Consider the following 23,062-nt stretch of genomic DNA (forward strand, 5'->3'; position numbering starts at 1 on the left):
TACACCTGTAACCATGCCGAACACAGAAGTTAAGCTTCTTAGCGCCGATTGTAGTGAAGGGTTTCCCTTTGTGAGAGTAGGACGTCGCCACGCATTTCAATTTTTCCGGCATAGCTCAGTTGGTAGTAGCGCATGACTGTTAATCATGATGTCGTAGGTTCGAGTCCTACTGCCGGAGTTGCTTGATAGCATCTGCTATCTTTTTTTTTGCATAAAATGACAAAAATAAAGACGTTGCCTTTGATGGGGCAGCGTCTTTTTTATTTAGATGAGATCAGAACGAAAAGGAAGAAGTGTTGCTTGTACTGCTGTTTTTTTCTATACTATTAGAAAAGGAGACGATGGCGTGAGAAAAAAGGTACTTTTTGATTTAGATGGAACGATCATTGATTCGAGTGAAGGAATCTATGGGTCGATTCAATATGCGATGGAAAAGAGCAATTAGCGCAAGACATACTACGGAGCTTTGTGGGACCGCCTTTGATTGAATCCTTCCGTGGCTTGGGTTTAGATGAAGCAGCTGCCCAGCAAGCAGTTGTCTTCTATCGTGAAAATTATCGTCAAGCGGGGATGTTTCAAGTCCAACCATATCCGTTGATCGAAGAAACATTGCAGGAGCTGGCGCAGGAGCACGATTTGTATATCGCCACGTCGAAACCAGAAGTTTTTGCAAAAGAGATCCTGACCCATCTCAAGTATGATGGTTATTTCAAAGGAATCTATGGGGCGGATCTTGAGAATAAACGTGGCGAAAAAGCGGCGGTTATCCGCTACGCACTTACTGAGATCGAAAAGGAGCAAAAAGCGCAGCAAACCATCATGATCGGCGACCGTGAGCATGATATTTTAGGTGCAAAAGAAAACCAGTTACCGGCAATCGGCGTTTTATATGGTTTTGGGTCAAAAGAAGAATTGCTTGATGCTGGTGCGATCGCTTTAGCCGCTGAGACACAAGAACTCTTAGCGTTGATTCCAGATTCATTATAGAGAAAAAGAGCTAACAAGCACCTTACAAGGCGTTTGTCAGCTCTTTTGTTACGCATTCGTTTGTTTCAACTGTGGAGAGGATTCCAATAAAAGATTGGTATCCAAATAGCCGCTTTCGTTTTTCAAAATCAAGGTTCCTGAAGTTGGGTGAACATCTAGAATCAGATGACCAGTCAAGAACATTTGATCATAGGTTGATGTAAAGAAAGTAAACTGATTGCTTGAGACTAACTCATTGTATGGGTCTAGCGGTTCATCGATCGGTGTGATCAAAAAACGTTCGCCGATCATACAGCATCCAGCTGCTGAAGAAAATTGGTTCGATCCGTCATTACTCGTCAGAATATATAAGTCGGGTCCTTCTGGAAAGCGAGCAGCGGCACTAGGGGTAATATGTAAGTCCATTTTGCATGATCTCCTTTTTGAAACGAGTGAGCAACAAGCTGTTTCGTTTCGATAATTGTTGATAATCCAAGTGTATCACTCCTCTTAGGGATGTGACAGCAACTTGCTTTTCAACCAACCAAGCTTAAAGTTTTAGCAAGAAAAAGGCGATAATACCGATTATCAGCAAGAAAAGCCCTAAATACAAGAGCACAGTGACTGCAGCATGGAAAAAAGAGCGCATTTCTTTCACCTCGAATCATTGTTCTCCTTATTTTACTGCATAATTGCGGAACCAAGTAAGAACCTTCACAAATCTTAAAGGAAGTTTTAGGTCTCTTAAGAGTAGACATCGTCCTTTTTTGTAACGCTTCCATTTTTTGTGGTAAAATAAAGAAAAGGAGGCGATTTGGATGTTACGTAATTCTCAAAATGTACTTGTTGCCTTAGATGGGTCGGATCAGTCAGAAAAAGCGTTCCAAGAAGCACTCGCGATTTGTCATAGGAACAAAGCCAAATTGTATGTCCTCTCTGTTATCAACAATGCTGAGTTATCCACAAGTGCCTATGCTTTTGCGAAAATTTTTGATCAAGAAAAATTACGTGTGGAAACGGATATGTTGAAAAAAATCTATGATGCCAATCAACATGGGGTGGAAGATGTTGAGGTGATCGTTGAAGTCGGCGATCCAAAACGTTTTATCATTCATGCAGCGACTGAATTGTATCCAATTGATTTGATCGTTATCGGTGCAACTGGTAAAGGCACATTGACCCGAGCTGTCGTGGGCTCAACCACCGATTATGTCGTCAATCATTCGAAATGTACGGTGCTGGTCGTGAAGTAAAAATTTAAATCATACGGAAAAAATATGTTATTTTTTAAGTTAACACCAGGCATCTCCTTTCAAAAAAATTCAGTTTAGTTGAAAAATCTGCTCTCTTAGCTTTAGGAGAGCGGGTTTTTTGTTGTAAAAAAGAAGTGCCTAAAATTGAGCTGTGAGTAACGATTGAAAAATTCTTTTTGTTTGTTTTATAAGAAAATATTTATTTAAATTTATAAAAATTGACTATTAGAAGAGATAGTTTGTTACACTTTTAATAAGCAAAGGCTGTAGGAAAAGTAATGGAGAGAGGGGCTGATAATTTACTGAGTTTCCATGATTCAGCTGGTTGCAAGTGTCTATCATTGGAAAGGAGAATAAAATGAAACGTGTTGCAGAAAACTATTTGGTTGTTTTTTCGATTCTTTTGCTGATTATATGGTTAGGCTTGATCCAAGTAAAAGAATATTCCCAAGAAGCAGTTCTGTCGATCATTTACTTTATTAATCTATATACGCTCTTGTTTAAATTTAAAGATGCAGTGAGGATGGTGAAAGCCGTTGTATCTGTCCTACTATTGGGTTTTACGATCTTATTTCTTTTGTATATCGCAGGGAATTAGGGGCAATACGAATGATTAAGTTAAGAAAATATCGCTATATTTGGGGAATTAGATGCACAAAAAAAGACAACGTCCGACAAACGTTGTCCTACCAAAGCCACTTGACGGGCTTGAACCGTCGACCTCATCCTTACCATGGATGCGCTCTACCAACTGAGCTAAAGCGGCGTGTTATTTAACACAAGATATAGAATACCGTAAAGGCGCTGCTTTGTCAATCAGATTTTCGGATATTTCTTGAGAAAAACACTTTGCGGGAAGGGAAGTTTCTAAAAGGGGATTTTCTTGAAAAAAAGGAACAAAAAATTGATTTTTGCTCTTGCTAAATTATCTGACTATTTGGTATAGTACAGATAGATTCTTCCGGCATAGCTCAGTTGGTAGTAGCGCATGACTGTTAATCATGATGTCGTAGGTTCGAGTCCTACTGCCGGAGTATCAAAAACGACCTTCCGAAACGAAGGTCGTTTTTTTTTGATTGTGGATAGCCTGGAGATAATGGGTTCCCCAGTTTTTTCTCCAGAACACTTACTCTGCTGAGGAAATCTTCTGTACTAGTTCTTCGTATAAATCCGTCGTTTCGGCGGCTTTTTTATTTGTGTAAAAAACGGTTGGGCCATCTTTGGTGGTGACTTTTAAAATAGGTGTCGAGTTTATGTCCACGAACATTCTGGCAGGATCACCGGCAACGGTAAACTTACCGATTTGGTAACTGGCGGTTCCTACACCCATGGTACGAACACGAGGCGATGGCAAAGCTTCGATCAATTCCACCGTTTTTATATCTGCCAAAGAGACCGTTGTTTTCCCGGTCATTGGTGCATCAAAGGTGACTTCTTGTCCTTGCACTTCGCCGGTGATCGCATCAGGAGCGAAATCTAAGCGGTACATTGGAATGATGGTACCGACCATTAACACAAGTAAGAAGACAGCGGTGATGCCTGCGACGATTTGTCCGCTGCGTTTGCCTAGATTGATGCCGATATTCATCCCAACACGGTCAGGAACGAACAGTCGCGCATCATTAGGATTGATGTAAAAACCATATCGCCAGTAAGCATCTTCGCCATAATAGCGCGGTTGTCCTGCTGGTTCTAAGAGCTGATCTTGTTTTTTACGCAGATCTAGCAACAAGAAGAAGGTAAAGACGATCAAGAAAACAACCAAAACAACAAAGAGAAGTAAGAGGATAGTACTGAATGCTCCAGTAGCGGACATGGACGCCAGCGGAACAGTCAACAAGAGCAGTGTAATGGTACAAGTGACAGCGATCAATAAGGACCAATAGCGCTTTGTTAAATCATTGATGTGCTGGTCGATAGCTGAATCACCGCTGATCCCGCGAACGGGTAAGCGGCTGATGATCACCCAGAGATAAACGAACAGCGCAAAAATTGCTAAGGAGACACCGCCCATCAAGTATCCTGTAGAAAGATCAGGCAACTGCCATGCTTGGTACAAACTGATCATTAACAAAATCCCCGCTGGAACGAGGCTATACCACGGCAGCATTCGTTTATTTTTGGCTTGAACGAGTTTTGTGTCGATCCGAATCGGATCGATGGGTAGTTCCCATCCATTGGCAAGGATCAATTGCCGCATTTTTCCGATGTAATGCACTTGTACCAAGTAAGCTGTCCCCAACAAAGCGGCCATATAAAGCCAGAATAGGGTAAGGATGATGGAGTCAGATAAATTGAACAAAAAAAGGAGACTTGCTACACTAAATGTACCAACGATTTGTAAGATACGCTTGCGAAATTCTGTGATCAAGCTGTGGACGCTAGGATCATCCAGATGCTCAGGGGCAAGGGTATTTTCGAGTAAAACATTTTTGTGGGGATTGCTGATCAAGCGTAAACCAAATGCGGTCGTCCCACAGAGGACGAGGGCAATAATGAAAAAAAGATAAGTCATTTGCATTCATTCCTTTCAGGAAATTGGTCCAGCAGTTGTTGAACATCCGTTAAAAGCGCTTGCTTGCTTTTGCCGTGTAAGAGAGCGGTTGCTAGCTGTAGCTGCAAGTTTTGGCGATACTCCGCTTCTTGTCCGGAAGTAAACGGTGGTGGCGCGGCAACGGCGGTTCCTTTGCGGCGATCTGTGACTAACAAGCCTTCTTCTTTGAGGGAATTGTAGGCTTTTGAGATCGTCATGGTATTGATGCCGATCTCTTCGGCTAATTGACGGACGGATGGCAGCAATTCGCCAGCGGATAAATCGCCTTTTGCGATACCGACAATGATCTGTTCCCGCAACTGCTGGTAGATGGGTTGGTTGCTTTGGGTTTGAATATCAAATATCATCGAAAACAGCTCCTTTGTATTATATATATTAATACAAAGGATACAAAATAGCAACTGGTAATCAAATGAACAAGAATCGTTAGAAAAAAGTAAATAGCTTGTTACAGTTCTGTTTCATGGATCAGGTATCCTTTGACAGATACAACTTAGAGGAGGAACTTTTTATGAGCCAATCGCAAAGAACGGCTTACTTTGATAATGCAAAATTTTTACTGATGATCTTGGTCGTCTTCAGTCACTTACTACAGCCTTTTATCGGCGATCAGAAGTTTTATCATGACCTATATTATTTTATCTTCACTTTCCATATGCCAGCTTTTGTTTTTCTGGCTGGGTACTTTGCCAAACCGTTGACGAAGGGACACAAGCTTCGTGAGCTGATGAAAAAGTTCTTGCTGCCTTATGTCTTCTTTCAGGTGTTTTACACCGTCTATTACTGGTTGATCGGTCTACGGGAGTCGTTAAAAATCCAACTGTTGAATCCGCAATGGGCACTTTGGTTTTTGCTTAGCATGTTCTTTTGGCAGCTCTCGCTGTTAGTCTTTCAAAAAATGTCTAAAAAGCAGGCGATCTTGCTGAGTATCGGCTTGAGTATCTTCGCTGGCTACGTGCCGTTTTTAAATCAAGTGTTGACCTTGCAGCGGACCTTTGTCTTTTTGCCGTTTTTCATCATCGGGTTTTATTTTCCCAAAAATGAGATGCGCTTTTTATTGAAACCAAAGATTCGGACCATCAGTTTGCTTTTCTTACCGATCATCTACACCTTTATCGCATTTTTTCATGGGATGAACAAGTACATGGTTTTTGGTTCCAAGCCTTATGACGATTACTTGAGCTATCCGTTGTTCGGCGGTCCCTTGCGTGCGGTCTTTTTCGTGATCGGGCTGATGGGGATCATCGGCTTTATGAGCCTCGTGCCCAGAGAGCACTTGTTTTTTACGAAGTGGGGCAAAAACACTCTGCTGGTCTATCTTTTACAAGGGATCTTCATCAAGGGCTTGCGGGCATTAGCGATCACCGACTTGAATCTATCGGTATTAGGCTTTGTGACGTTGGTGTTAGCCAGTGTTTTACTGACGATCTTGCTAGCCAGTCGCCCGATCCGCTTTCTGTATGCACGATTTGAACGAGGACTATCCTTTGTTTTACTTGGCTTTTTGCTTTTGATGCTCACCCTTTAAATCCTTGATACGAGCAACCGCTCTTAGAAAGATGATCCTTTCATTTTTCTAGGAGCGGTTGTTATTTGAGAGGCAGAGGCGTAAAATGGAAGGAACGGAAAGTGAAAGGATGAAGAAATATGTCAGAAATTTCAAAAAAGACCACCGCTGCCTTTGCGCAAGCGTATCAAGACAACAATAAACAAACGGCACTGCAACGGAGTGTTGTGAAAAATGGGATCACCGCTTCTGCAGAAAACGTGTCAGCAAAAGTCAACAATGTGCCGGTTTTCTCAGTCGATGTGACAACAGGGAAAGTCTCAAACCAAAAACAATCAGGTCGCTGCTGGATGTTTGCCGCATTGAATACATTCCGTCATAAGATGCTGAATGATTTCAATTTAAAAGAATTTGAATTGTCGCAAAACCATACCTTCTTTTGGGACAAATACGAAAAAGCCAACTATTTCTATGAAAATATTTTAGCAACTGCCAACGAGCCTTTGACAAGTCGCAAAGTTGCTTTCTTGTTGCAAACCCCACAACAAGATGGTGGGCAATGGGACATGATCGTTTCGATTTTCCAAAAATATGGTGTCGTGCCAAAAACAGTCATGCCAGAAAGCAGCAACTCTTCTAATTCTCGTGATCTAAACAATTACTTAAACAAAAAACTGCGTAAAGATGCGGTTGCTTTGCGTCAGCTAGTAGCCGAAGGCAAAACAGCTGAAGACATCCAAACAGCCAAAGAAGCGATGTTGGAAGACATTTATCGTTTCTTAGCGACTTCTTTAGGCACACCGCCAGAAACCTTTGATTTTGAATACCGTGATGAAGACAAAAATTATCACATTGATCGCAACTTAACACCACAAAGCTTTTATGAAAAATATGTTGGTGTTGACCTTGATGATTATGTCAGCATCATCAACGCACCAACTGCCGACAAACCTTACAATCAATCGTATACCGTAGAAATGCTCGGCAACGTGGTTGGCGGCAAAGAAGTCAAATACTTGAACGTCGATATGTCGACCTTCAAAAAATTAGCGATCGCTCAATTGGAACAAGGGGAGTCCGTGTGGTTCGGTTGTGATGTCGGTCAATCTTCTACCAGAGATACTGGGATCATGGCATTAGATGCGTATGATATCAACGACTTATTTGATATCGACTTTACGATGACCAAAGCAGAACGCTTAGATTTTGGCGAAAGCTTAATGACCCATGCGATGGTCTTGACCGGTGTTGACTTGATCGATGGCGAATCAACCAAATGGAAAGTCGAAAACAGCTGGGGGGAAAAAGTCGGAACGAATGGCTTCTTCGTCATGAGCGATGCATGGATGGATGAATACACCTATCAAATCGTGGTTCGCAAAGAATTCCTGACAGCTGAACAATTGGCTGCCTTTGAAGCAGAACCAACGGTCTTAGCACCTTGGGACCCAATGGGGGCATTGGCGTAAGTCAGCAATTTCTATTGACCTCTTGAATATTCTCTGAAATTTTTCAAAAAGACGAAATGAAAAAATAACGAACCAGTTGCCGCAATCCAACCGTTAGGAAAGCAGAAATCCTAGCAGCATGGGGTGTGGTAACGGTTCTTTTTTTTATTTTCTGACAAAAAAGCGGTACCATCGCAGAAAACTGGAAACTTATTTATTGTAAGATGAAGCAAACTTCTTTAAAATGGAATAGTCACTAATGATGCCACACGTCTCATTAGAGTGAACTGTTGAAGAATGGTCACTGGGAACCTTTACTTCCTCTGACAGACTTTATCATGTTTATTGAACAAAAGGAGGATTCAAATGACAAATCTGTTAACTATCATTGTTGTTCTACTTTTTGCTGCCCTTATTTATGGGTTCTACTTATTGCAAAAGCGTCACCTGAAGTTTTCAACGCGGGTCTTTGCGGCGTTGTTCGTCGGGATCGTTTTTGGTGGTGTGCTGCAGCTGATTTTTGGGACAGGCTCTGACGTTGTCACGCAAGCTCTTGACTGGATCACGATGGTTGGTAGTGGCTATGTGGCCCTCTTGCAAATGCTGATCATGCCCTTGATCTTCGTTTCGATCGTTGGTGCTTTCACCAAGATGAAAGAAAGCGAAAAAATCAAGAAGATCAGTTTTACGGTTCTTGCGACTTTGCTAGGGACAACGGCGATCGCTGCCTTGATCGGGATCGTGATGGTCATGGTCTTTGGTCTTGACGGTGCCAGCTTTACCGAAGGGGCAACGGAGACAGCACGGATCGCAGAATTAGCGGAACGTTCGACACAAGTCCAAGATCTATCGATTCCACAACAAATCGTTTCCTTCATCCCAAGCAATGTCTTCGCCGACTTTGCTGGTACTCGTTCGACAAGTACGATCGGGGTCGTGATTTTCTCAGCCTTTGTTGGGATCGCCTTTCTTGGTGTCAAACGTAAATCACCGAAAGAAGCGGAAACTTTTGCGAATTTGATGGACAGCTTATATAAAATCGTGATGCGTATCGTCACGTTAGTTTTGCGCCTGACACCTTATGGGGTTTTGGCATTGATGACTAACGTATTAGCTTCAAGTGATTTTGAAGCCATCTTGAACTTAGGGAAATTTATCATCGCCTCTTATGCGGCTTTGTTTTTGGTCTTACTCGTTCATTCATTATTGCTGATCGCTGTTCGGGTCAATCCAGTAACGTATTTCAAAAAGGCCTCTCCAGTCTTAAGCTTTGCCTTTACTTCTCGTTCAAGTGCCGGTGCCTTGCCATTGAACATTGAAACCCAAACCAAAGCGTTAGGTGTTGATGAAGCCACGGCTAACTTTGCAGGCAGCTTTGGTTTATCGATTGGTCAAAACGGCTGTGCGGGTGTGTATCCAGCGATGTTGGCAACGATCGTTGCACCAACGGTTGGGATCAATGTCTTTGATTGGCAGTTTATCCTGCTGCTAGTTGCCGTTGTTACAATCAGCTCATTCGGTGTTGCGGGTGTCGGCGGTGGCGCAACCTTTGCTTCATTGATTGTCTTAGGCTCAATGAACTTGCCGATCGCTATCGTAGGCTTAGTTATTTCTGTTGAACCATTGATCGATATGGCACGGACACTCGTTAATGTCAGCGACAGTATGGTTGCCGGAATAGTGACCAGCAGCCGTATCAACGAACTGGATCGTTCGATCTTAGATGATTCTGCCGCCGTGATCGAAGCCGAATAGAAAAGGGTTTATAACAAGCGGAAGCAAAGAAAGACTGCGTGTGGTCTTTCTTTTTTTTGCCTGTTAAAGCTCAGCTTATAGAAAAATCTAGGTTTCAGTGCCCTTAATAGCGAAGTTTCTGCTATACTTTTAACTAGAACATCGCGGGAGGGATAAGCAATGACACAATTGATTCAACTAGAACGAGCAGCAAACGTCAGAGAACTTGGCGGCTATCAAACGACAAACGGCACGACGATCAAACGAAAAAAATTGATCCGCAGTGCGGCAATCAATGAATTGACTGCTTCAGATCAAGCAGTACTGGCAAACTATGGGGTCAATCAGGTCATTGATTTTCGCTCCATCGCTGAAGCCAATGCACAGCCTGATCGACCGATCGCCACAGCAAAGCAGCTTTTTTTACCTATTTTCAAAGAAGACGAAACGATGGTTTCCTTGTCGCCAGAAAGCTTGAAGCAGCGCTTGGAAGATGGGGAAGATGCCGAAGAGCAGATGAAAAAAGTCTACCGTCACTTTGTTGAAAGCGACTATGCCCGCCAACAATATCGGCAGTTCTTTGATCATGTGATCGACAATGCGGAAGGCGAAGGAGCAACCTTGTTTCACTGTACCGCCGGCAAAGATCGCACAGGCTTTGGCGCTTTTTTATTGCTACATGTGTTGGCAGTGGCACCAACGACGATCAAAGAAGATTATTTAGCGACCAATCGTTATCTAGCCCCAATGCTAAAAGAAAAATTTGCTCCAATGACCCAGCATTTGCCGCAAGAGCTGTTAACGGCGATCACGGTTTTGATGAGTGCCAAAGAGAGTTTTCTTGATGAAAGTTTGGCTGCGATCGATCAGCATTTCGGTTCGGTCGATCAGTATCTTCTGCAAGGACTAGGGGTGACGAAAGAGGAACAAGCGTATTTGACTGCCCAACTGACTGAGTAAAGAAAGGGAGATCCGTATGGAGGAAGCATTGTTCGCAGCAATCGGGATGACCGGCTCGCTGACGCCCATCAGTGGTGGGGATGTCAATCAAACGTATCGTTTCACTACAGGAGAAAATCGCTATTTTTTAAAGACCCATCCTCATGTTTCATCGATGTTCTTTCAAGCAGAGATCAACGGCTTAGCTGAATTAGCCCCTTTCGTGCGAGTGCCAAAAATCGAACGTCTCGGTCAGACCGAAGAGGGGGCGTTTTTATTGATGGAATGGATCGATGGTGGGGAAGGACAGCAGCGACGCTTAGGCCAAAGCTTAGCTCGGCTTCATCAGCAGACGCAGGAGTCTTTTGGGTTTTACGAAGACAATTACATCGGCTTTTTGCCGCAAGTCAATCCGAAAACCACCGATTGGCTTGATTTTTACACAGTCTGCCGTTTGGATGTGCAAGTCGAATTAGCGAAGCTAGGTAATCGCTGGCATGCCAAACGGGAAGCCGCTTATCTGCGTTTGAAAGAATTTTTGCATGAGAATTGGCGTGATCGCAGCGTCACACCTGCTTTATTGCACGGTGATTTTTGGCGGGGGAATGTGCTATTCGATCAACAAGGAGAACCAGTGTTTCTTGATCCGGCAGTCGCTTATGGGGATCGAGAAATGGATATTGCGATGTCCCAGCTCTTCGGCGGTTTTCGTCAGGAATTTTTGGAAGGCTATCAAGAAGTCTACCCATTAGATGAGGATTGGCAAGAGCGACTGCCAGTGTATCAATTGTATTATTTATTGGTCCATTTGAATCAATTTGGCGAAAGCTATGGACCCAATGTCGATGAACTATTGAGTCGTTTTTAGGAGGCAATTAGAACTATGGCAGCAAAGTATCAAACCACGCATGAAGTGGCGTATTATGAATGTGATATCAACCAAACGATGACGTTTCCAGCCATGCTAGGCATCGCCATCAAGACATCAGAAGAACAAAGTGCGGCGTTAAACCGCGGACCGGAAGTCATCGCTAGTTATAGCTTGACCTGGATCATTACCAGCTATCACATAACGGTGACTCGTTTGCCGCGCGTAGGGGAGCAGATCCAAGTGGCGACCCAGGCGAGAGAATACAATAAGTTTTTCTGTTACCGTTACTTTTGGTTATTGGCACAAGACGGAACGGAACTGGTCAAAATCGAGGCGGTTTTTGCGTTGATGGACCCTGAGACGCGCAAAGTCAGCAGTGTACCGGATGAGATCGTGGCGCCTTTTGGCAGTGAAAAAATCAAGCGAATCAAACGCTATCCGAAGATCACCCCTATCACCCAAGGACAATTTTTGCCGTATCGGGTGCGTTTTTACGATATCGATAGCAATCAGCATGTCAACAATGCCATGTATTTCAATTGGCTGATGGACGTCTTAGGCTATGAGTTTTTAACAAAACATGAAGTGACACAAGTGACGATCCGTTTTGATCGGGAAGTGGCTTACGGCCATTTGATCGAAAGCCATTTTCAAATCAATGAGAAGACAGTCGATGAAGCCGGCGAGGCTGTGCCGCTGCAAACGATCCACGAGATCAAGATTGGTGAGGATACTTACTGCGAAGCCATCTTTACTTGGCGAGAAAAATAAAACAACCCTTTTGCCTCCATTAGCGGAATGGCAAAAGGGTTTTTGTTTGGTTAATTCTCCATGAAATCAGGCAGTTCATCCATGGTCAACCCACGGTTTTTTGCTATCAGCAATTTGATGCGGGCTTTTTGGCTATTGATGCTATTGCAGAAAATCACCCCAAGAGCCTGCAATTCGATCCCGCCGCCTAAGTAGTCATAGACCGGCTCGGCAACTCCGTTGAAGCAGCGAGAAACTAAGACGACTGGAATGTTTCTAGCGATCAGTTTTTTCAAAGGTTCTATGGTTTGCGGCGGCAGATTGCCAGCGCCTAAAGCTTCGATCACTAGTCCATCGATCAGCGAGTCGGCTAAAGCATCGAACAATTCCCCAGTCATCCCCGCATAGGCTTTGACGATCGGAAACAGACCGTCGACACGATCAACATCCAAATGGCGGTTATTTAACAGCTCTTGCATAAACAAGATACGGTGCTTTGTGACTAAGCCGATCGGACCTAATGTCGGGGTACGGAACGTCGCAATATTGGTGGTGTGGGTCTTCGTAACATAACGTGCGGAATGGATCTCATCGTTCATCACGACTAAGACGCCTTTTCCTATGGCATCAGGTGATTTCGCCACCCGAATCGCACTTTCAAAGTTATAAAGCCCGTCACTGCCGATTTCATTACTTGAGCGCATGGCGCCAGTCACCACGATCGGTAACTGACCGCCGATCGTGGTATCTAAAAAGAAGGCTGTTTCTTCCAGCGTATCGGTTCCATGAGTGATCACGACCCCATCGACACCACTTAAATGCGCCAGCTGGATACGTTGTTTCAGCTGCAGCATCTCTTTTGGCGTCATATGAGGACTGGGAATATTAAAAATATCTTCGACGATCAATTCAACGTCGTCGTCAATGTGGATCGGTGCATCCATCAGTGGATTGCTGACATCAGGGCTGACGCCGCCAGTCAGGGTGTCTTCTTTCATGGCGATGGTGCCGCCAGTGTGCAACACGAGAATTCGTTTCATTTTTTCATCACCTGCAATGATTTATTTACTCTTAACTCAAAACTATTGTATACTATTAAAATAAGAAAACAAGGAGCGATGGGAAAAAATGATTCGAATTGGTTGTACCACATTTAGTGAACATGGCAGTCTCGTGCAAAGAAAAAACTCGAAATTATTTGAGTATGCCCGTTATTTTCCGTTAGTTGAGCTGGATACCACCTATCATTTTTTGCCAAAAGAAAAAGATGTGCGCAACTGGTTGACCCAGATTCCCGAAAATTTTCGCTTTGTGTTGAAAGTCCATCAAAGTGTGACCACCCAAGGGGATCTACCAGATCCGTTGACCATGACTGAAGCGCTGCAGCTTTACAAAGAAGCGATCGCGCCAATGATAGAAGCGGGCAAACTGTTTTGCCTACTAGCCCAGTTTCCCAACAGCTTTAAATGTACGAAAGAAAATGTCGCCTATTTAGACCAAGTGCGAGATTGGTTTGCGGGCTACCCCGTGGCGATCGAGCTGAGAGACAGCAGCTGGTATCAGCCAAAACTGTATCCGGGCATGATCGATTATATGAAGCGAAAACAGTTTTCCTTAGTAGTCGTTGATCAGCCGAAAAAGCTATCGACCACGATTCCCCTTGATCCAACCGTGACCAATCCCGAGTTTGTCTTGTGCCGTTTTCACGGACGCAACGACAGCGGCTGGACAGCGACAGGACCAGACGCCAAAAATCTGCGGACCTTGTATCGCTATGACCAAGCCGAACTAACGGAGTTAAAACAAGCGGTCCAAGCCATCGAAGCCAATGCCAAAGAAGTCGCAGTGGTCTTCAATAATAATGCCGGTCGTGATGCCGCTGACAATGCCCGCGCATTGATCGATGCGCTGCAGATCGATTACGAAGCATTAAATCCTAATCAGCTGAAATTATTTTGAGGAGTCATATGATAAAAGCAATCTTTTTTGATATTGATGGCACACTGATCGCCAGCAACGGCAAGGCGCTTGCCAGTACCCGTGAAGCCATCAAACAAGCCCAAGCCAATGGCGTCCTCTGCGGCATTGCCACCGGACGTGGTCCGGTTGATTTAGAGAAGGTGATCGATTACTTGTCGTTAGACATGTTTATCACCTATAACGGCCAATATGTCTACACGAAGGAAAACTTGATTTATGCCAAACCATTTCCAAAACAAACATTGGAAGCGATCGTAGACTACGCCGATGAAAATTACCGTCAAGTCATGTTTGGCGGAGAAACCCAAGTGGCTGGTAGCTTGACGATCCGTTTAAGCCAATCACCCGTCATGCAGCGCTACTTGCGCTATGTGCCCAAAAAATTTCCCGTCGGTTTTTTAAAGAAAGTTTTGCAGCGCTTCAGTCCCAATCGCAACGCCAAACGTTATGAATCATTGGACATTTTACGAGAGCCCATCTATCAGTGCATTATGCTGAGCCCTGAATCAGAGCGCGAAAAATTACGCTCCAAGCTGCCGCAATGTGATTTTAAGCGATCCAATGCCTATTCTGTTGACATCGTGCCGAAAAACGGTTCAAAAATCAAAGGCATCAAAGAGTTTTTGGCCTATGAAGGGATCGCGATGGAAGAAGCGATGGCCTTTGGGGATCATTTTAATGATGTGGAGATGTTAGAAGGCGTGGGGATCGGGGTGGCGATGGGCAATGCCCAGCCCATCACTAAAGCCAGTGCCGACTTTGTGACGGATACCAACGATCATGACGGCATCAAGAAAGCCTTGATCCATTTTGGCATCATTGCCGAGGATGCCCAAGCAAGGGAATAAAAATTAAGCAAGTAGCCAATCCATGAAGTAACATAGGAGACAGCGCAGAACCATGAAACAGAACCATGAGAAAAAGCAGAAAGAAGCGAGTAAAATGAGTCCATTTGAAATGACGGAAGAGTTTCATAAAACCTTTGATCCAACGCGACCGCCATATCCACAAGCTTTTTCAGCGGAAAAAGCCCAGTTTCGTGCTGGTTTTAAAATTGAAGAATTAGTTGAGTTCCTTTATGCTGCCAGCAACAATGACGAAGAGACCTTCCAATCAGGTCTGGAGCATTTGCATCAAGCGATCGATCAAGCCCAAGCCAAGCTGGCTGCCAAACAACAGCCTGTCAGTGATTCTCTAGTAGAACAAGTCGATGCGCTCTGTGATCTGCTGTATTTTACCTATGGCTCTTTTTCACTGTTAGGGGTCGATCCAGCGCCGATCCTGGCTATCGTTCATGAAGCCAACATGGGAAAACTTTTCCCAGATGGGCAGCCCCATTATGATCCTGAGACCCACAAAGTCATGAAGCCGAGCGATTGGGAAGAACGGTATGCTCCTGAACCGCGAATCAAGGCAGAAATCAAACGCCAATTGGCGCAAAAACAAGCGCAAGCCCAAGAATCGTCAGAATAAAAACCAAACGTGCCAGTTGCCCGTTCCGATTGCTTATCAGCAAAAGGAGTGGTGCAACTGGCACGTTTGGTTTAATCAAAGAAAGTGTAGTAAAGGGTTCTGACAGCGGCTTTTTCTTGTTCTTTGTGGATGCCGAACATGATGCTGACCTCAGAGGACCCTTGGTTGATCATCTCTAAGTTGATATTTTTCCGCGCAAGGGCAGCGGTACTGTCGGCAGTGATTCCGACTCTTTGACGCATTCCTTCACCAACGACGACGACCATGGAGAGATCGTGGGTCATTCGCAGTTCATCGGGATCGATCTCGTAGGCGATCTTGCGTAGCAGTTCTTCTTCCAATACTGGATTCAACTGGTTGGAGCGCATAATGATCGAGATATCATCGATTCCTGAAGGCATGTGTTCATAATTTAAATCAAAATCACGAAAAATCTCTAAGACTCGTAGCGTGAAACCAACTTCGCGGTTCATCAAGTATTTGCGGATATAGATCATACAAAAGCCTTCGTCACTGGCAACGCCGATCACCGGCTGATCCAAGTTGTCTCTTTGGTTGGTGATCAAGGTACCGGGATGACTTGGGTTATTGGTGTTTTTGATCACCACGGGAATTTTTGCATGGTATGAAGGCATCAACGCCTCATCGTGCAACACAGTAAAGCCGGCATAAGACAGCTCCCGCATTTCTCGGTAAGTCACTTCTTTGATGGACTCTGGATGATGAACGTAGCCTGGATGAGCAGAAAAAATCCCATCGACATCGGTAAAGTTTTCGTACAATTCTACTTGCAGGCCAGCCGCCACGATGGCACCAGAAATATCTGATCCCCCTCGAGAGAAGGTACAAATCTCGCCGGCTTCTGTGTAACCAAAGAAGCCAGGAATCACTAAGATTTCAGAACTATCGCGCCATTGTGCGATCTTGGCGTACGACTTGTTCAAGATACGGGCGTTTTGGGGTTCATCCGTCACTAGCAACCCAAGTTCTTGTGGATTCATGTAGCGAGCAGCTAACCCACGACTTTGTAAAATCCCTGCGATCAATTTGGCATTGTTGTCTTCGCCGCTTGCCAAGACCGTATCATAAAGATGCGGATTGTCTTGGGTAGGCAGCGTTTGAAAAGCCGCCAATGATTGCCAGATGCGATCTAAATGGATCTGTTCGATATTAAAAGGGGCGGCGATCGCGGTATAGCGGGCATAGATTTCTTCGATTAAATCAGTAATTTCTTCTTGAGCACACAGGCGGGTACAGACTGCTAGTAACAGATCGGTGACTTTCTGATCGTCACTGGAACGCTTACCAGGCGCTGAAACAACGACAAACCGTCTTTTAGGATCACTTTCAATTATCGCAACAACTTTTTCGACTTGTTCGGCTGAGGCAAGGGAACTGCCTCCGAATTTCGCTACTTTCATTTGACATTACTCCTGTTCAAGCTTTTTACTAGAGTACAGTTTCAATAGGGAGAAATCAAGCGGTTTCTTGAAAAAAATCGGAAAAATCAGAAAAAAAGTCACTTGTTGATGTAAATTTCACGATTTGTTTTCATTATCGCTGGAAAAGCCGTGAATGATTTTATTCGATGCGAAAAAAGTCGATCTTTTTTGCCTCAATCTAATGCTTGATTTTTTTCTTTATGCTATAATCTAGCGTAGATGCTTTTTTATAAAGGGACTGTCTGTCCTTTTTATGCTCAATGAACTTATCAATCTGCTGATCAGCAGGTTTTAGACGAAACATGTATATTTGAAAATTGGAGGAACCACAAAATGGGAACTAATATCATCTTTGGAATTGTCATTGCCATCATCATCATCGCAGCGGTCTTGTATGCAATTGGCTTTTTCATGCGGAAGAAAAACCAAGAAAAGCTAAATGACTTGGAAAAACGCAAAGAAAATCTGTTTGACTTACCGGTGATCGAAGAAGTCGATGAAGTAAAAAGAATGCACTTGGTTGGTCAAAGTCAAAATACCTTCCGTGAGTGGAACCAACAATGGACAGATATCTCCACAAAATCTTTTGCTGAACTTGAGAGTCAAATCTTTGAAGTGGAAGAACTAAACGAACGCATCCGCTTTTTCAAAGCAAAAGGGGCGATCGTCCAAGCCGAAGCGACCATGGATGAGATGGAACGTCAAGTAGAAGAGATTCGCGCCGGCTTGAAAGAATTACGAGAAAGTGAAGAACGAAATTCACTAGAAGTCCAAAAAGCGTTGGACGTTTACGAAGACTTGAAGAAGAAGCTACGGGATCAAGGCGAAGAATTCGGTCCTGCCTACAATGAGCTGCAAAAACAAATCAAAAACATTGAAATTGAGTTCACCCAATTTGTTACCTTAAATACTTCAGGCGATCCTGTGGAAGCACGGGAAGTGTTAGACCAAGCGGAAAAACACACCTATGAAGTGGAAGACTTAATGAAACGGATCCCAGCGGCCTACGAAGAATTAAACCGCACCTTCCCAGATCAGTTGAAAGAAATCCAAGATGGCTACAAAAAATTATTAGAACAAAAATATGTGTTCCCAGAAGCAAACTTCCAAGAAGAAATCAACCGTGTGAAAAAACGAGTTGAAAACTCCATGAACGATCTAGCGAAAACAGAAGTCGCTTCCGTTGAAGTGGCAAGTCGTGATACTGCAAGTGATATCGATGCCTTGTATACAGTGATGGAACGTGAGATCAACGCTAAGAAATATGTCATGAAAAATCGCCAAATCATTGAAGACTATATTGACCACGCAACGAAGAACAACCGTCAATTGTTGATCGAGTTGGATCATACGGCACAAAGCTACACATTGAATCATAATGAATTAGGTCGCGTCCGTGGTTTCCAAACGGAAGTCGACGAATTGGCTCGTCGCAACAACGAGTACCTACCACAATTAGAAAAGCACGAAATTCCTTATTCAGAAGTGCAAAGCTTCTACAAAGATGCCTACAAGATTTTGGATGATGTGGAAAGCCAGCAAGTCGAAATCGATGATTCCCTTGCGGAATTACGTCGTGGCGAAAAAGTTGCGCAAGAAAAAGTGGAAAGCTTCGAATTCCGTCTACGCAACTTGAAGCGGTTTGTTGAGAAGCAACGCTTACCTGGTTTGCCAGGCGAGTATTTAGAATTCTTCTTCGTGGCAACAGATCGGGTGGAAGAATTAGGCAAAGAATTGAACAAGATTCGCATCAACATGCAAGAAATCAATAAATTGGTTTCTGTCTGTGAAGAAGATCTTGATCTTTTAGATGAACAAACGAAAGACTTAGTGGATGCTGCGGCATTGACTGAGCAAATGATGCAATATGCCAACCGCTATCGTCATTCTCATCCAGATATCAAGGCAGCGATCGATAAATCACTTTACTTGTTCAGTAAAGAATATCGCTATCAAGATGCGCTAGATGAAATCGGCACAGCGTTGGAACGAGTAGAACCAGGTGCCTTCAAACGGATCGAAAACTTCTACTTCAATAACCGCGACTTAGTATAATACGAAAGCCAGCAGTGAAAAACTGACTGGCTTTTTTCATGGAAAGAATGGCTCGCTGCATGAGTACCGCTTACGAAGGAAGGAAAAGTTTCCTTTAAATAAGGGCAAAGCCAGCGAGTCACCTTGAAACTCAGCCCAAGAGCAGTTATAATGGGAAAGAATTTTTTTAGAGAAAGGGTCCTATCATTGATCTATTTTGACAACAGTGCAACAACCGCTATTTATCCACAAGCTTTAAATACATATGTCCAAGTCAGTCAGCGAATCATCGGCAATCCCTCAAGCCTGCATGATTTAGGAAATCAAGCCAATCGCCTGCTGCAGCAATCACGTCAGCAGATCGCCGATCTGTTAAACGTTTCTTCCAAAGAGATCGCATTTACCAGTGGGGGAACTGAGGGAGACAACTGGGTCATCAAAGGGACTGCTATAGCGAAAAAAGCCTATGGAAATCACCTGATTATTTCCAGTATTGAACACCCTGCCGTCAGTGAAACAGCGGCTCAATTAGCCGAGTTAGGGTTTGAAGTCAGTGTTGTGCCTGTCGATGCCCAAGGCTTTGTCAACGTGTCAGAATTAGCAAAGTTGATTCGCAAAGAAACGATTTTGGTTTCGGTGATGGCGGTCAATAATGAGGTAGGATCGATTCAACCGATCCATGAGATCGCAACCGTGTTAGCGGACTACCCAACGATCCATTTCCATGTAGATGCCGTCCAAGCCATCACAAAGGTGCCACAAGAGCAATGGTTCAATGAGCGAGTCGATTTTGCCGTGTTCTCTGCACATAAATTTCACGGACCTCGTGGCGCAGGCTTTATCTATTGGAAACAAGGCCGTAAGCTGGCGCCATTGATGACCGGCGGTGGGCAAGAGCAAAACCAGCGCAGCGGCACCGAAAATGTGCCAGCAATCGTTGCTATGGCAAAAGCCCTACGTTTAGCGACAGAACAAAAGGCTGAAAAGCCGAACCATGTTCAATTATTAAAAGGCTATTTGCATGAAGCACTGGCTGGGTACGAGAAAGTCACGCTTTTTTCTGGAACAGAAGGGTTTGCGCCGCACATACTTTGTTTTTCATTAAAAGGGATCCGAGGAGAAGTCTTAGTCCATGCCTTTGAAGAAAAGCAGATCTATCTTTCGACGACAAGTGCTTGTTCCTCCCGTAAAAAGATGGCCAGCAGTACGCTTCATGCGATGCACGTTCCGGAACAGTTAGCGACATCCGCTGTTCGTATCAGTTTAGATGAGAGTAATACGATGGCTGAAGTCGAGCAGTTTCTGATCGTCTTCCACCAGTTGTACCAAAAATTTTCGAAAATCAATTAAGCACGACAGACCACTATAAAATCAATCCAAATCAAAGGAGTTTTCTCGTGAATTATTCAGAAATCATGGTTCGTTACGGCGAACTGTCAACAAAGGGCAAAAATCGTCGTAGTTTTATTATGCAATTAGCTTCAAACGTCAAACGTACCTTAGCAGATTATCCCCATGTCAAAGTTCATGCCGAGCGAGATCGCATGCACTTGCTATTGAACGGTGAAAACAGCCAAGAGATCATTCCTAAGCTGCAAAAAGTCTTTGGTATTCAAAACTTTTCCCCTAGTATTCGGGTTGAAAAAGACATTGAGGTATTAAAGAAAGCCGTTCAAGACGTCATGGCAGAGATCTATACGGGCGTTGAGACCTTTAAAATCACAGCCAAACGCAGTGATCACTCGTTTGTGCAAGATAGCAACCAGTTGAATTTGACCTTAGGTAATGCGGTGATCGACCGTTTTCCTGATATCAAGGTCCAAATGAAAAAACCAGATATCAATTTGCGGGTAGAAATACGGATCGATGGCGCTTATTTGTCCTATGAAACGATCCAAGGAGCAGCCGGCTTACCCGTTGGCACCAGCGGTAAGGGAATGTTGATGCTTTCTGGCGGTATCGATTCGCCCGTTGCAGGCTACTTTGCTATGAAACGCGGCGTTGAGATCGAAGCGGTCCATTTCGCAAGTCCTCCTTATACGAGTGAACAAGCATTACAAAAAGCCAAAGATTTAACGAAGAAGCTTGCGCCTTATGTAGGAAGCATCCAATTTATCGAAGTTCCGTTTACGGAAATCCAAGAAGAAATCAAAAACCGCGTACCGCAGGGTTATTGGATGACCATCACCCGTCGGATGATGCTGCGTTTGACAGATGCGATTCGTGAGGCTCGTCATGGCTTGATCATCTTAAATGGTGAATCATTAGGACAAGTGGCTTCACAAACTTTGCATAGTATGGTCGCCATCAATGAAGTAACCAATACGCCGATCGTGCGCCCAGTGGCAACGATGGACAAATTGGAGATCATTGAAGTTGCCGAAGCCATTGATACCTTTGAATTGTCGGTTCAGCCCTTTGAGGATTGCTGCACAATCTTTGCGCCTCCTCAACCAAAGACGCGCCCAAGACTGGATAAAGTACATCAATATGAAGAGCGTCTCGATATCGCAGGGATGATGGAACGGGCGATGGCTGGGTTGAAACTGGAAGTAATCACGGCAAATCAAGAAAAAACAGCAACTGAATTCGCTGAATTCTTATAATAAACTCTCTTTTTTAAACTACGACCACAACTGTTATGGAACATTTGTGGTCGTTTTTCATCGTGTGAGAGAGTTTGTGAATATTTTCTTGCTATTGAAAATGGAACATGCTACACTCAATATGTGAATCATTTAACAAGGAGGGTGGACAGGATGGAAGCATTAAGAGATAAAAAACTTCCGAAAGCAACGGCAAAACGTTTGCCAGCTTATTTACGACACTTAAAATTACTGGATGCCTCAGGTATTCAGCGAATCAAATCAAAAGAGTTTGCAGAAATCACGCAAGTTCCTTCAGCCACGATCCGCCGGGATTTTTCTCATCTAGGAGAATTGGGTAGAAGTGGCTATGGCTATGATGTTCCTTATTTGATCGAGGTTTTGAGCTATATTTTAGAAACCAATGAGGAGAAAAAAATCGCCTTGATTGGTTATGGAAATTTAGGAAAAGCGTTAGCTAACAACAATTTTCGCAGAAATGAAAATCTTTCCGTCATCGCGGTTTTTGACAATGATCCAGAAATGATTGGCCAGACCATTAGTGGACGTTATGTCTATGGAATGGACCAATTGGCGGAAGTCGTAGCAGAAAAAGGGATCACCGTAGCGATTTCGACTGTTCCTAGTCGCTATTCGCAAATGGCGATCGATGCGATCGTGGATGCTGGGATCACAGCAATCCTGAATTTTGCCCCTGATCCCGTCATCGTGCCAAAAGATGTCAATATCCAATACATTGATTTGACGACAGAATTGCAAACCTTGATCTTTTTTGATACGACCTACTCGCAAAAATCGAAAGTCTGAGCAAATCCTTTTCGTTTTTTGACAATCTTTCTTATACTGGGAGAAAATGCTATAGGAGAGATGTTATGCAAGTTACACGCAAAGAAACGGTTTATGAGATGCCCGGCAACCAACCAAAAGTAGGGGATAAAGCAGCTGATTTTCGCTTGAAAAGTTTAGAGGACAAGGAATACACACTGACTGATTTTTTAGGAAAACCAACGATCATCAGCGTTGTTCCCGATATCGTGACACGCGTTTGTGCGTTGCAGACCAAGCGTTTCAACCAAGAAGCAAGTCAATTGGATGATATAAATTTTGTAACGATCTCTAACAATACAAAAGAAGAACAAGCACAATGGTGCGGCCAAGAAGGCGTCGACATGATCATGCTTCATGATCCGGCGAATACCTTCGGTGAGTCCTATCAAATCATGATCCCAGACTTCGGTCATTTTGCCCGAGCAATTTTCGTTTTGGACCGTGAAGGCGTGATTCAACACGTTGAGATCGTGCCTGAGATCTCCCACGAACCGGATTATCAAGCAGCCATTGATGCGGCGAAAGCAAACCTCTGATTGACTTTCAAAAAAGTTCATTGTAGAATGTAGCAAGATGAAACAAGAATCTATGATAGCAAGACAATGTTCAAGAGGAGTATCAGTGACCCTGGCGGTCAGAGAGAAGTCGGTCGGTGCAAGACTTCCCCAGACACTGAA

21 protein-coding genes, 3 tRNA genes, 1 rRNA gene, 1 pseudogene and 1 other annotated feature (1 of these 27 cut by a window edge) are annotated in these 23,062 nt (G+C 43.9%); of the genes and pseudogenes, 20 read left to right on the top strand and 6 right to left on the bottom strand.

Translation table 11 applies throughout. From position 1 onward, the window contains the following. The 3 genes and pseudogenes from rrf to FJU10_RS14630 all read left to right on the top strand — a co-directional run. Window positions 1-93 (top strand): 5S ribosomal RNA (gene rrf / locus FJU10_RS14620); the annotation flags it as partial. An 11-nt stretch (window positions 94-104) separates the two neighbouring features. Continuing rightward, a tRNA-Asn gene (locus tag FJU10_RS14625) sits at window positions 105-178 on the top strand. Window positions 179-346: 168 nt separating this feature from the next. Then, window positions 347-987 (top strand): annotated as a pseudogene (locus FJU10_RS14630) (HAD hydrolase-like protein). Between the two features lie 48 nt (window positions 988-1,035). Here the strand turns inward: FJU10_RS14630 and FJU10_RS14635 are convergent. Further along, window positions 1,036-1,392, bottom strand: a complete 357-nt coding sequence (locus FJU10_RS14635; protein WP_140966224.1) for an iron-sulfur cluster biosynthesis family protein — start codon at window positions 1,390-1,392, stop codon at window positions 1,036-1,038. 392 nt (window positions 1,393-1,784) lie between these two features. Between FJU10_RS14635 and FJU10_RS14640 the strand changes: the two genes are divergently transcribed. Together FJU10_RS14640 and FJU10_RS14645 are read left to right on the top strand one after the other, a co-directional pair. Further along, window positions 1,785-2,219 carry a universal stress protein gene (locus tag FJU10_RS14640; RefSeq protein ID WP_140966225.1) on the top strand — a complete coding sequence of 145 codons (435 nt, stop codon included), beginning with the start codon at window positions 1,785-1,787 and terminating at the stop codon, window positions 2,217-2,219. A gap of 358 nt (window positions 2,220-2,577) precedes the next feature. Next, window positions 2,578-2,817 (top strand): hypothetical protein, encoded by a 240-nt coding sequence (locus FJU10_RS14645; protein WP_081119116.1) that lies wholly within the window; start codon window positions 2,578-2,580, stop codon window positions 2,815-2,817. 95 nt (window positions 2,818-2,912) lie between these two features. Here the strand turns inward: FJU10_RS14645 and FJU10_RS14650 are convergent. Beyond that, a tRNA-Thr gene (locus FJU10_RS14650) sits at window positions 2,913-2,985 on the bottom strand. A gap of 194 nt (window positions 2,986-3,179) precedes the next feature. Between FJU10_RS14650 and FJU10_RS14655 the strand changes: the two genes are divergently transcribed. Continuing rightward, window positions 3,180-3,253, top strand: a tRNA-Asn gene (locus tag FJU10_RS14655). Window positions 3,254-3,345: 92 nt separating this feature from the next. Here the strand turns inward: FJU10_RS14655 and FJU10_RS14660 are convergent. Both FJU10_RS14660 and FJU10_RS14665 read right to left on the bottom strand, forming a co-directional pair. Beyond that, the gene (locus FJU10_RS14660) at window positions 3,346-4,734 is read right to left on the bottom strand and encodes a hypothetical protein (protein ID WP_189372342.1); all 1,389 of its coding nucleotides are present in this window, start codon (window positions 4,732-4,734) and stop codon (window positions 3,346-3,348) included. Then, entirely contained in the window at window positions 4,731-5,120 is a 390-nt protein-coding gene (locus FJU10_RS14665; RefSeq protein WP_005225133.1) for a GntR family transcriptional regulator, read from the bottom strand. The genes FJU10_RS14660 and FJU10_RS14665 overlap by 4 nt, the downstream gene beginning before the upstream one ends. 164 nt (window positions 5,121-5,284) lie before the next feature. Between FJU10_RS14665 and FJU10_RS14670 the strand changes: the two genes are divergently transcribed. From FJU10_RS14670 to FJU10_RS14695, 6 genes are all read left to right on the top strand, one after another. Next, window positions 5,285-6,301, top strand: a complete 1,017-nt coding sequence (locus FJU10_RS14670; protein ID WP_140966227.1) for an acyltransferase family protein — start codon at window positions 5,285-5,287, stop codon at window positions 6,299-6,301. A 119-nt stretch (window positions 6,302-6,420) separates the two neighbouring features. Further along, window positions 6,421-7,749 carry an aminopeptidase C gene (locus FJU10_RS14675; RefSeq protein WP_140966228.1) on the top strand — a complete coding sequence of 443 codons (1,329 nt, stop codon included), beginning with the start codon at window positions 6,421-6,423 and terminating at the stop codon, window positions 7,747-7,749. A 345-nt stretch (window positions 7,750-8,094) separates the two neighbouring features. Further along, complete coding sequence (locus FJU10_RS14680) at window positions 8,095-9,483, top strand: L-cystine transporter (protein ID WP_140966229.1); 1,389 nt, start codon at window positions 8,095-8,097, stop codon at window positions 9,481-9,483. 159 nt (window positions 9,484-9,642) lie between these two features. Beyond that, a complete protein-coding gene (locus tag FJU10_RS14685) occupies window positions 9,643-10,422 on the top strand; it encodes a tyrosine-protein phosphatase (protein WP_086293344.1) in 780 nt (259 codons plus the stop codon). 16 nt (window positions 10,423-10,438) lie between these two features. Beyond that, the gene (locus FJU10_RS14690; RefSeq protein WP_140966230.1) at window positions 10,439-11,269 is read left to right on the top strand and encodes a fructosamine kinase family protein; all 831 of its coding nucleotides are present in this window, start codon (window positions 10,439-10,441) and stop codon (window positions 11,267-11,269) included. 15 nt (window positions 11,270-11,284) lie between these two features. Then, on the top strand, window positions 11,285-12,043 hold the full coding sequence (locus tag FJU10_RS14695) for an acyl-ACP thioesterase domain-containing protein (RefSeq protein ID WP_140966231.1): 759 nt from the start codon (window positions 11,285-11,287) through the stop codon (window positions 12,041-12,043). 50 nt (window positions 12,044-12,093) lie between these two features. Here the strand turns inward: FJU10_RS14695 and FJU10_RS14700 are convergent, their stop codons facing one another. After that, the gene (locus tag FJU10_RS14700) at window positions 12,094-13,062 is read right to left on the bottom strand and encodes an asparaginase (RefSeq protein WP_086293338.1); all 969 of its coding nucleotides are present in this window, start codon (window positions 13,060-13,062) and stop codon (window positions 12,094-12,096) included. An 88-nt stretch (window positions 13,063-13,150) separates the two neighbouring features. Here FJU10_RS14700 and FJU10_RS14705 point away from each other — a divergent pair, with 88 nt between their 5' ends. The 3 genes from FJU10_RS14705 (at window position 13,151) to FJU10_RS14715 (ending at window position 15,475) form a co-directional block, all read left to right on the top strand. Continuing rightward, window positions 13,151-13,981, top strand: coding sequence for a DUF72 domain-containing protein (locus FJU10_RS14705; protein ID WP_140966232.1), 831 nt, complete (start codon window positions 13,151-13,153; stop codon window positions 13,979-13,981). A gap of 8 nt (window positions 13,982-13,989) precedes the next feature. Further along, entirely contained in the window at window positions 13,990-14,850 is an 861-nt protein-coding gene (locus FJU10_RS14710; protein ID WP_077454040.1) for a Cof-type HAD-IIB family hydrolase, read from the top strand. Window positions 14,851-14,944: 94 nt separating this feature from the next. Further along, the gene (locus FJU10_RS14715) at window positions 14,945-15,475 is read left to right on the top strand and encodes an HAD family hydrolase (RefSeq protein WP_140966288.1); all 531 of its coding nucleotides are present in this window, start codon (window positions 14,945-14,947) and stop codon (window positions 15,473-15,475) included. 71 nt (window positions 15,476-15,546) lie between these two features. On the opposite strand, the gene FJU10_RS14720 is transcribed toward FJU10_RS14715, so the two are convergent. Then, window positions 15,547-16,896: an aspartate kinase gene (locus FJU10_RS14720; protein WP_077454038.1), complete on the bottom strand. Its 1,350-nt coding sequence runs from the start codon at window positions 16,894-16,896 to the stop codon at window positions 15,547-15,549. 354 nt (window positions 16,897-17,250) lie between these two features. On the opposite strand from FJU10_RS14720, the gene ezrA reads away from it, so the two are divergent. From ezrA to tpx, 5 genes are all read left to right on the top strand, one after another. Beyond that, window positions 17,251-18,972 carry a septation ring formation regulator EzrA gene (ezrA, locus tag FJU10_RS14725; RefSeq protein ID WP_016611694.1) on the top strand — a complete coding sequence of 574 codons (1,722 nt, stop codon included), beginning with the start codon at window positions 17,251-17,253 and terminating at the stop codon, window positions 18,970-18,972. Window positions 18,973-19,158: 186 nt separating this feature from the next. After that, window positions 19,159-20,301, top strand: a complete 1,143-nt coding sequence (locus tag FJU10_RS14730; protein WP_140966289.1) for a cysteine desulfurase family protein — start codon at window positions 19,159-19,161, stop codon at window positions 20,299-20,301. Between the two features lie 47 nt (window positions 20,302-20,348). Continuing rightward, window positions 20,349-21,557, top strand: coding sequence for a tRNA uracil 4-sulfurtransferase ThiI (thiI, locus tag FJU10_RS14735; protein WP_140966233.1), 1,209 nt, complete (start codon window positions 20,349-20,351; stop codon window positions 21,555-21,557). Window positions 21,558-21,710: 153 nt separating this feature from the next. Then, entirely contained in the window at window positions 21,711-22,364 is a 654-nt protein-coding gene (locus FJU10_RS14740) for a redox-sensing transcriptional repressor Rex (protein ID WP_005237525.1), read from the top strand. 65 nt (window positions 22,365-22,429) lie between these two features. Beyond that, window positions 22,430-22,921, top strand: coding sequence for a thiol peroxidase (gene tpx, locus FJU10_RS14745; RefSeq protein ID WP_140966234.1), 492 nt, complete (start codon window positions 22,430-22,432; stop codon window positions 22,919-22,921). 57 nt (window positions 22,922-22,978) lie between these two features. After that, window positions 22,979-23,062, top strand: a binding site (T-box leader); it runs 151 nt beyond the window's last position.

Origin of the sequence: Enterococcus sp. OL5 (genome assembly GCF_006491895.1) — a bacterium.
In the GTDB taxonomy this organism is placed as follows: Bacteria; Bacillota; Bacilli; order Lactobacillales; family Enterococcaceae; genus Enterococcus_D; species Enterococcus_D innesii.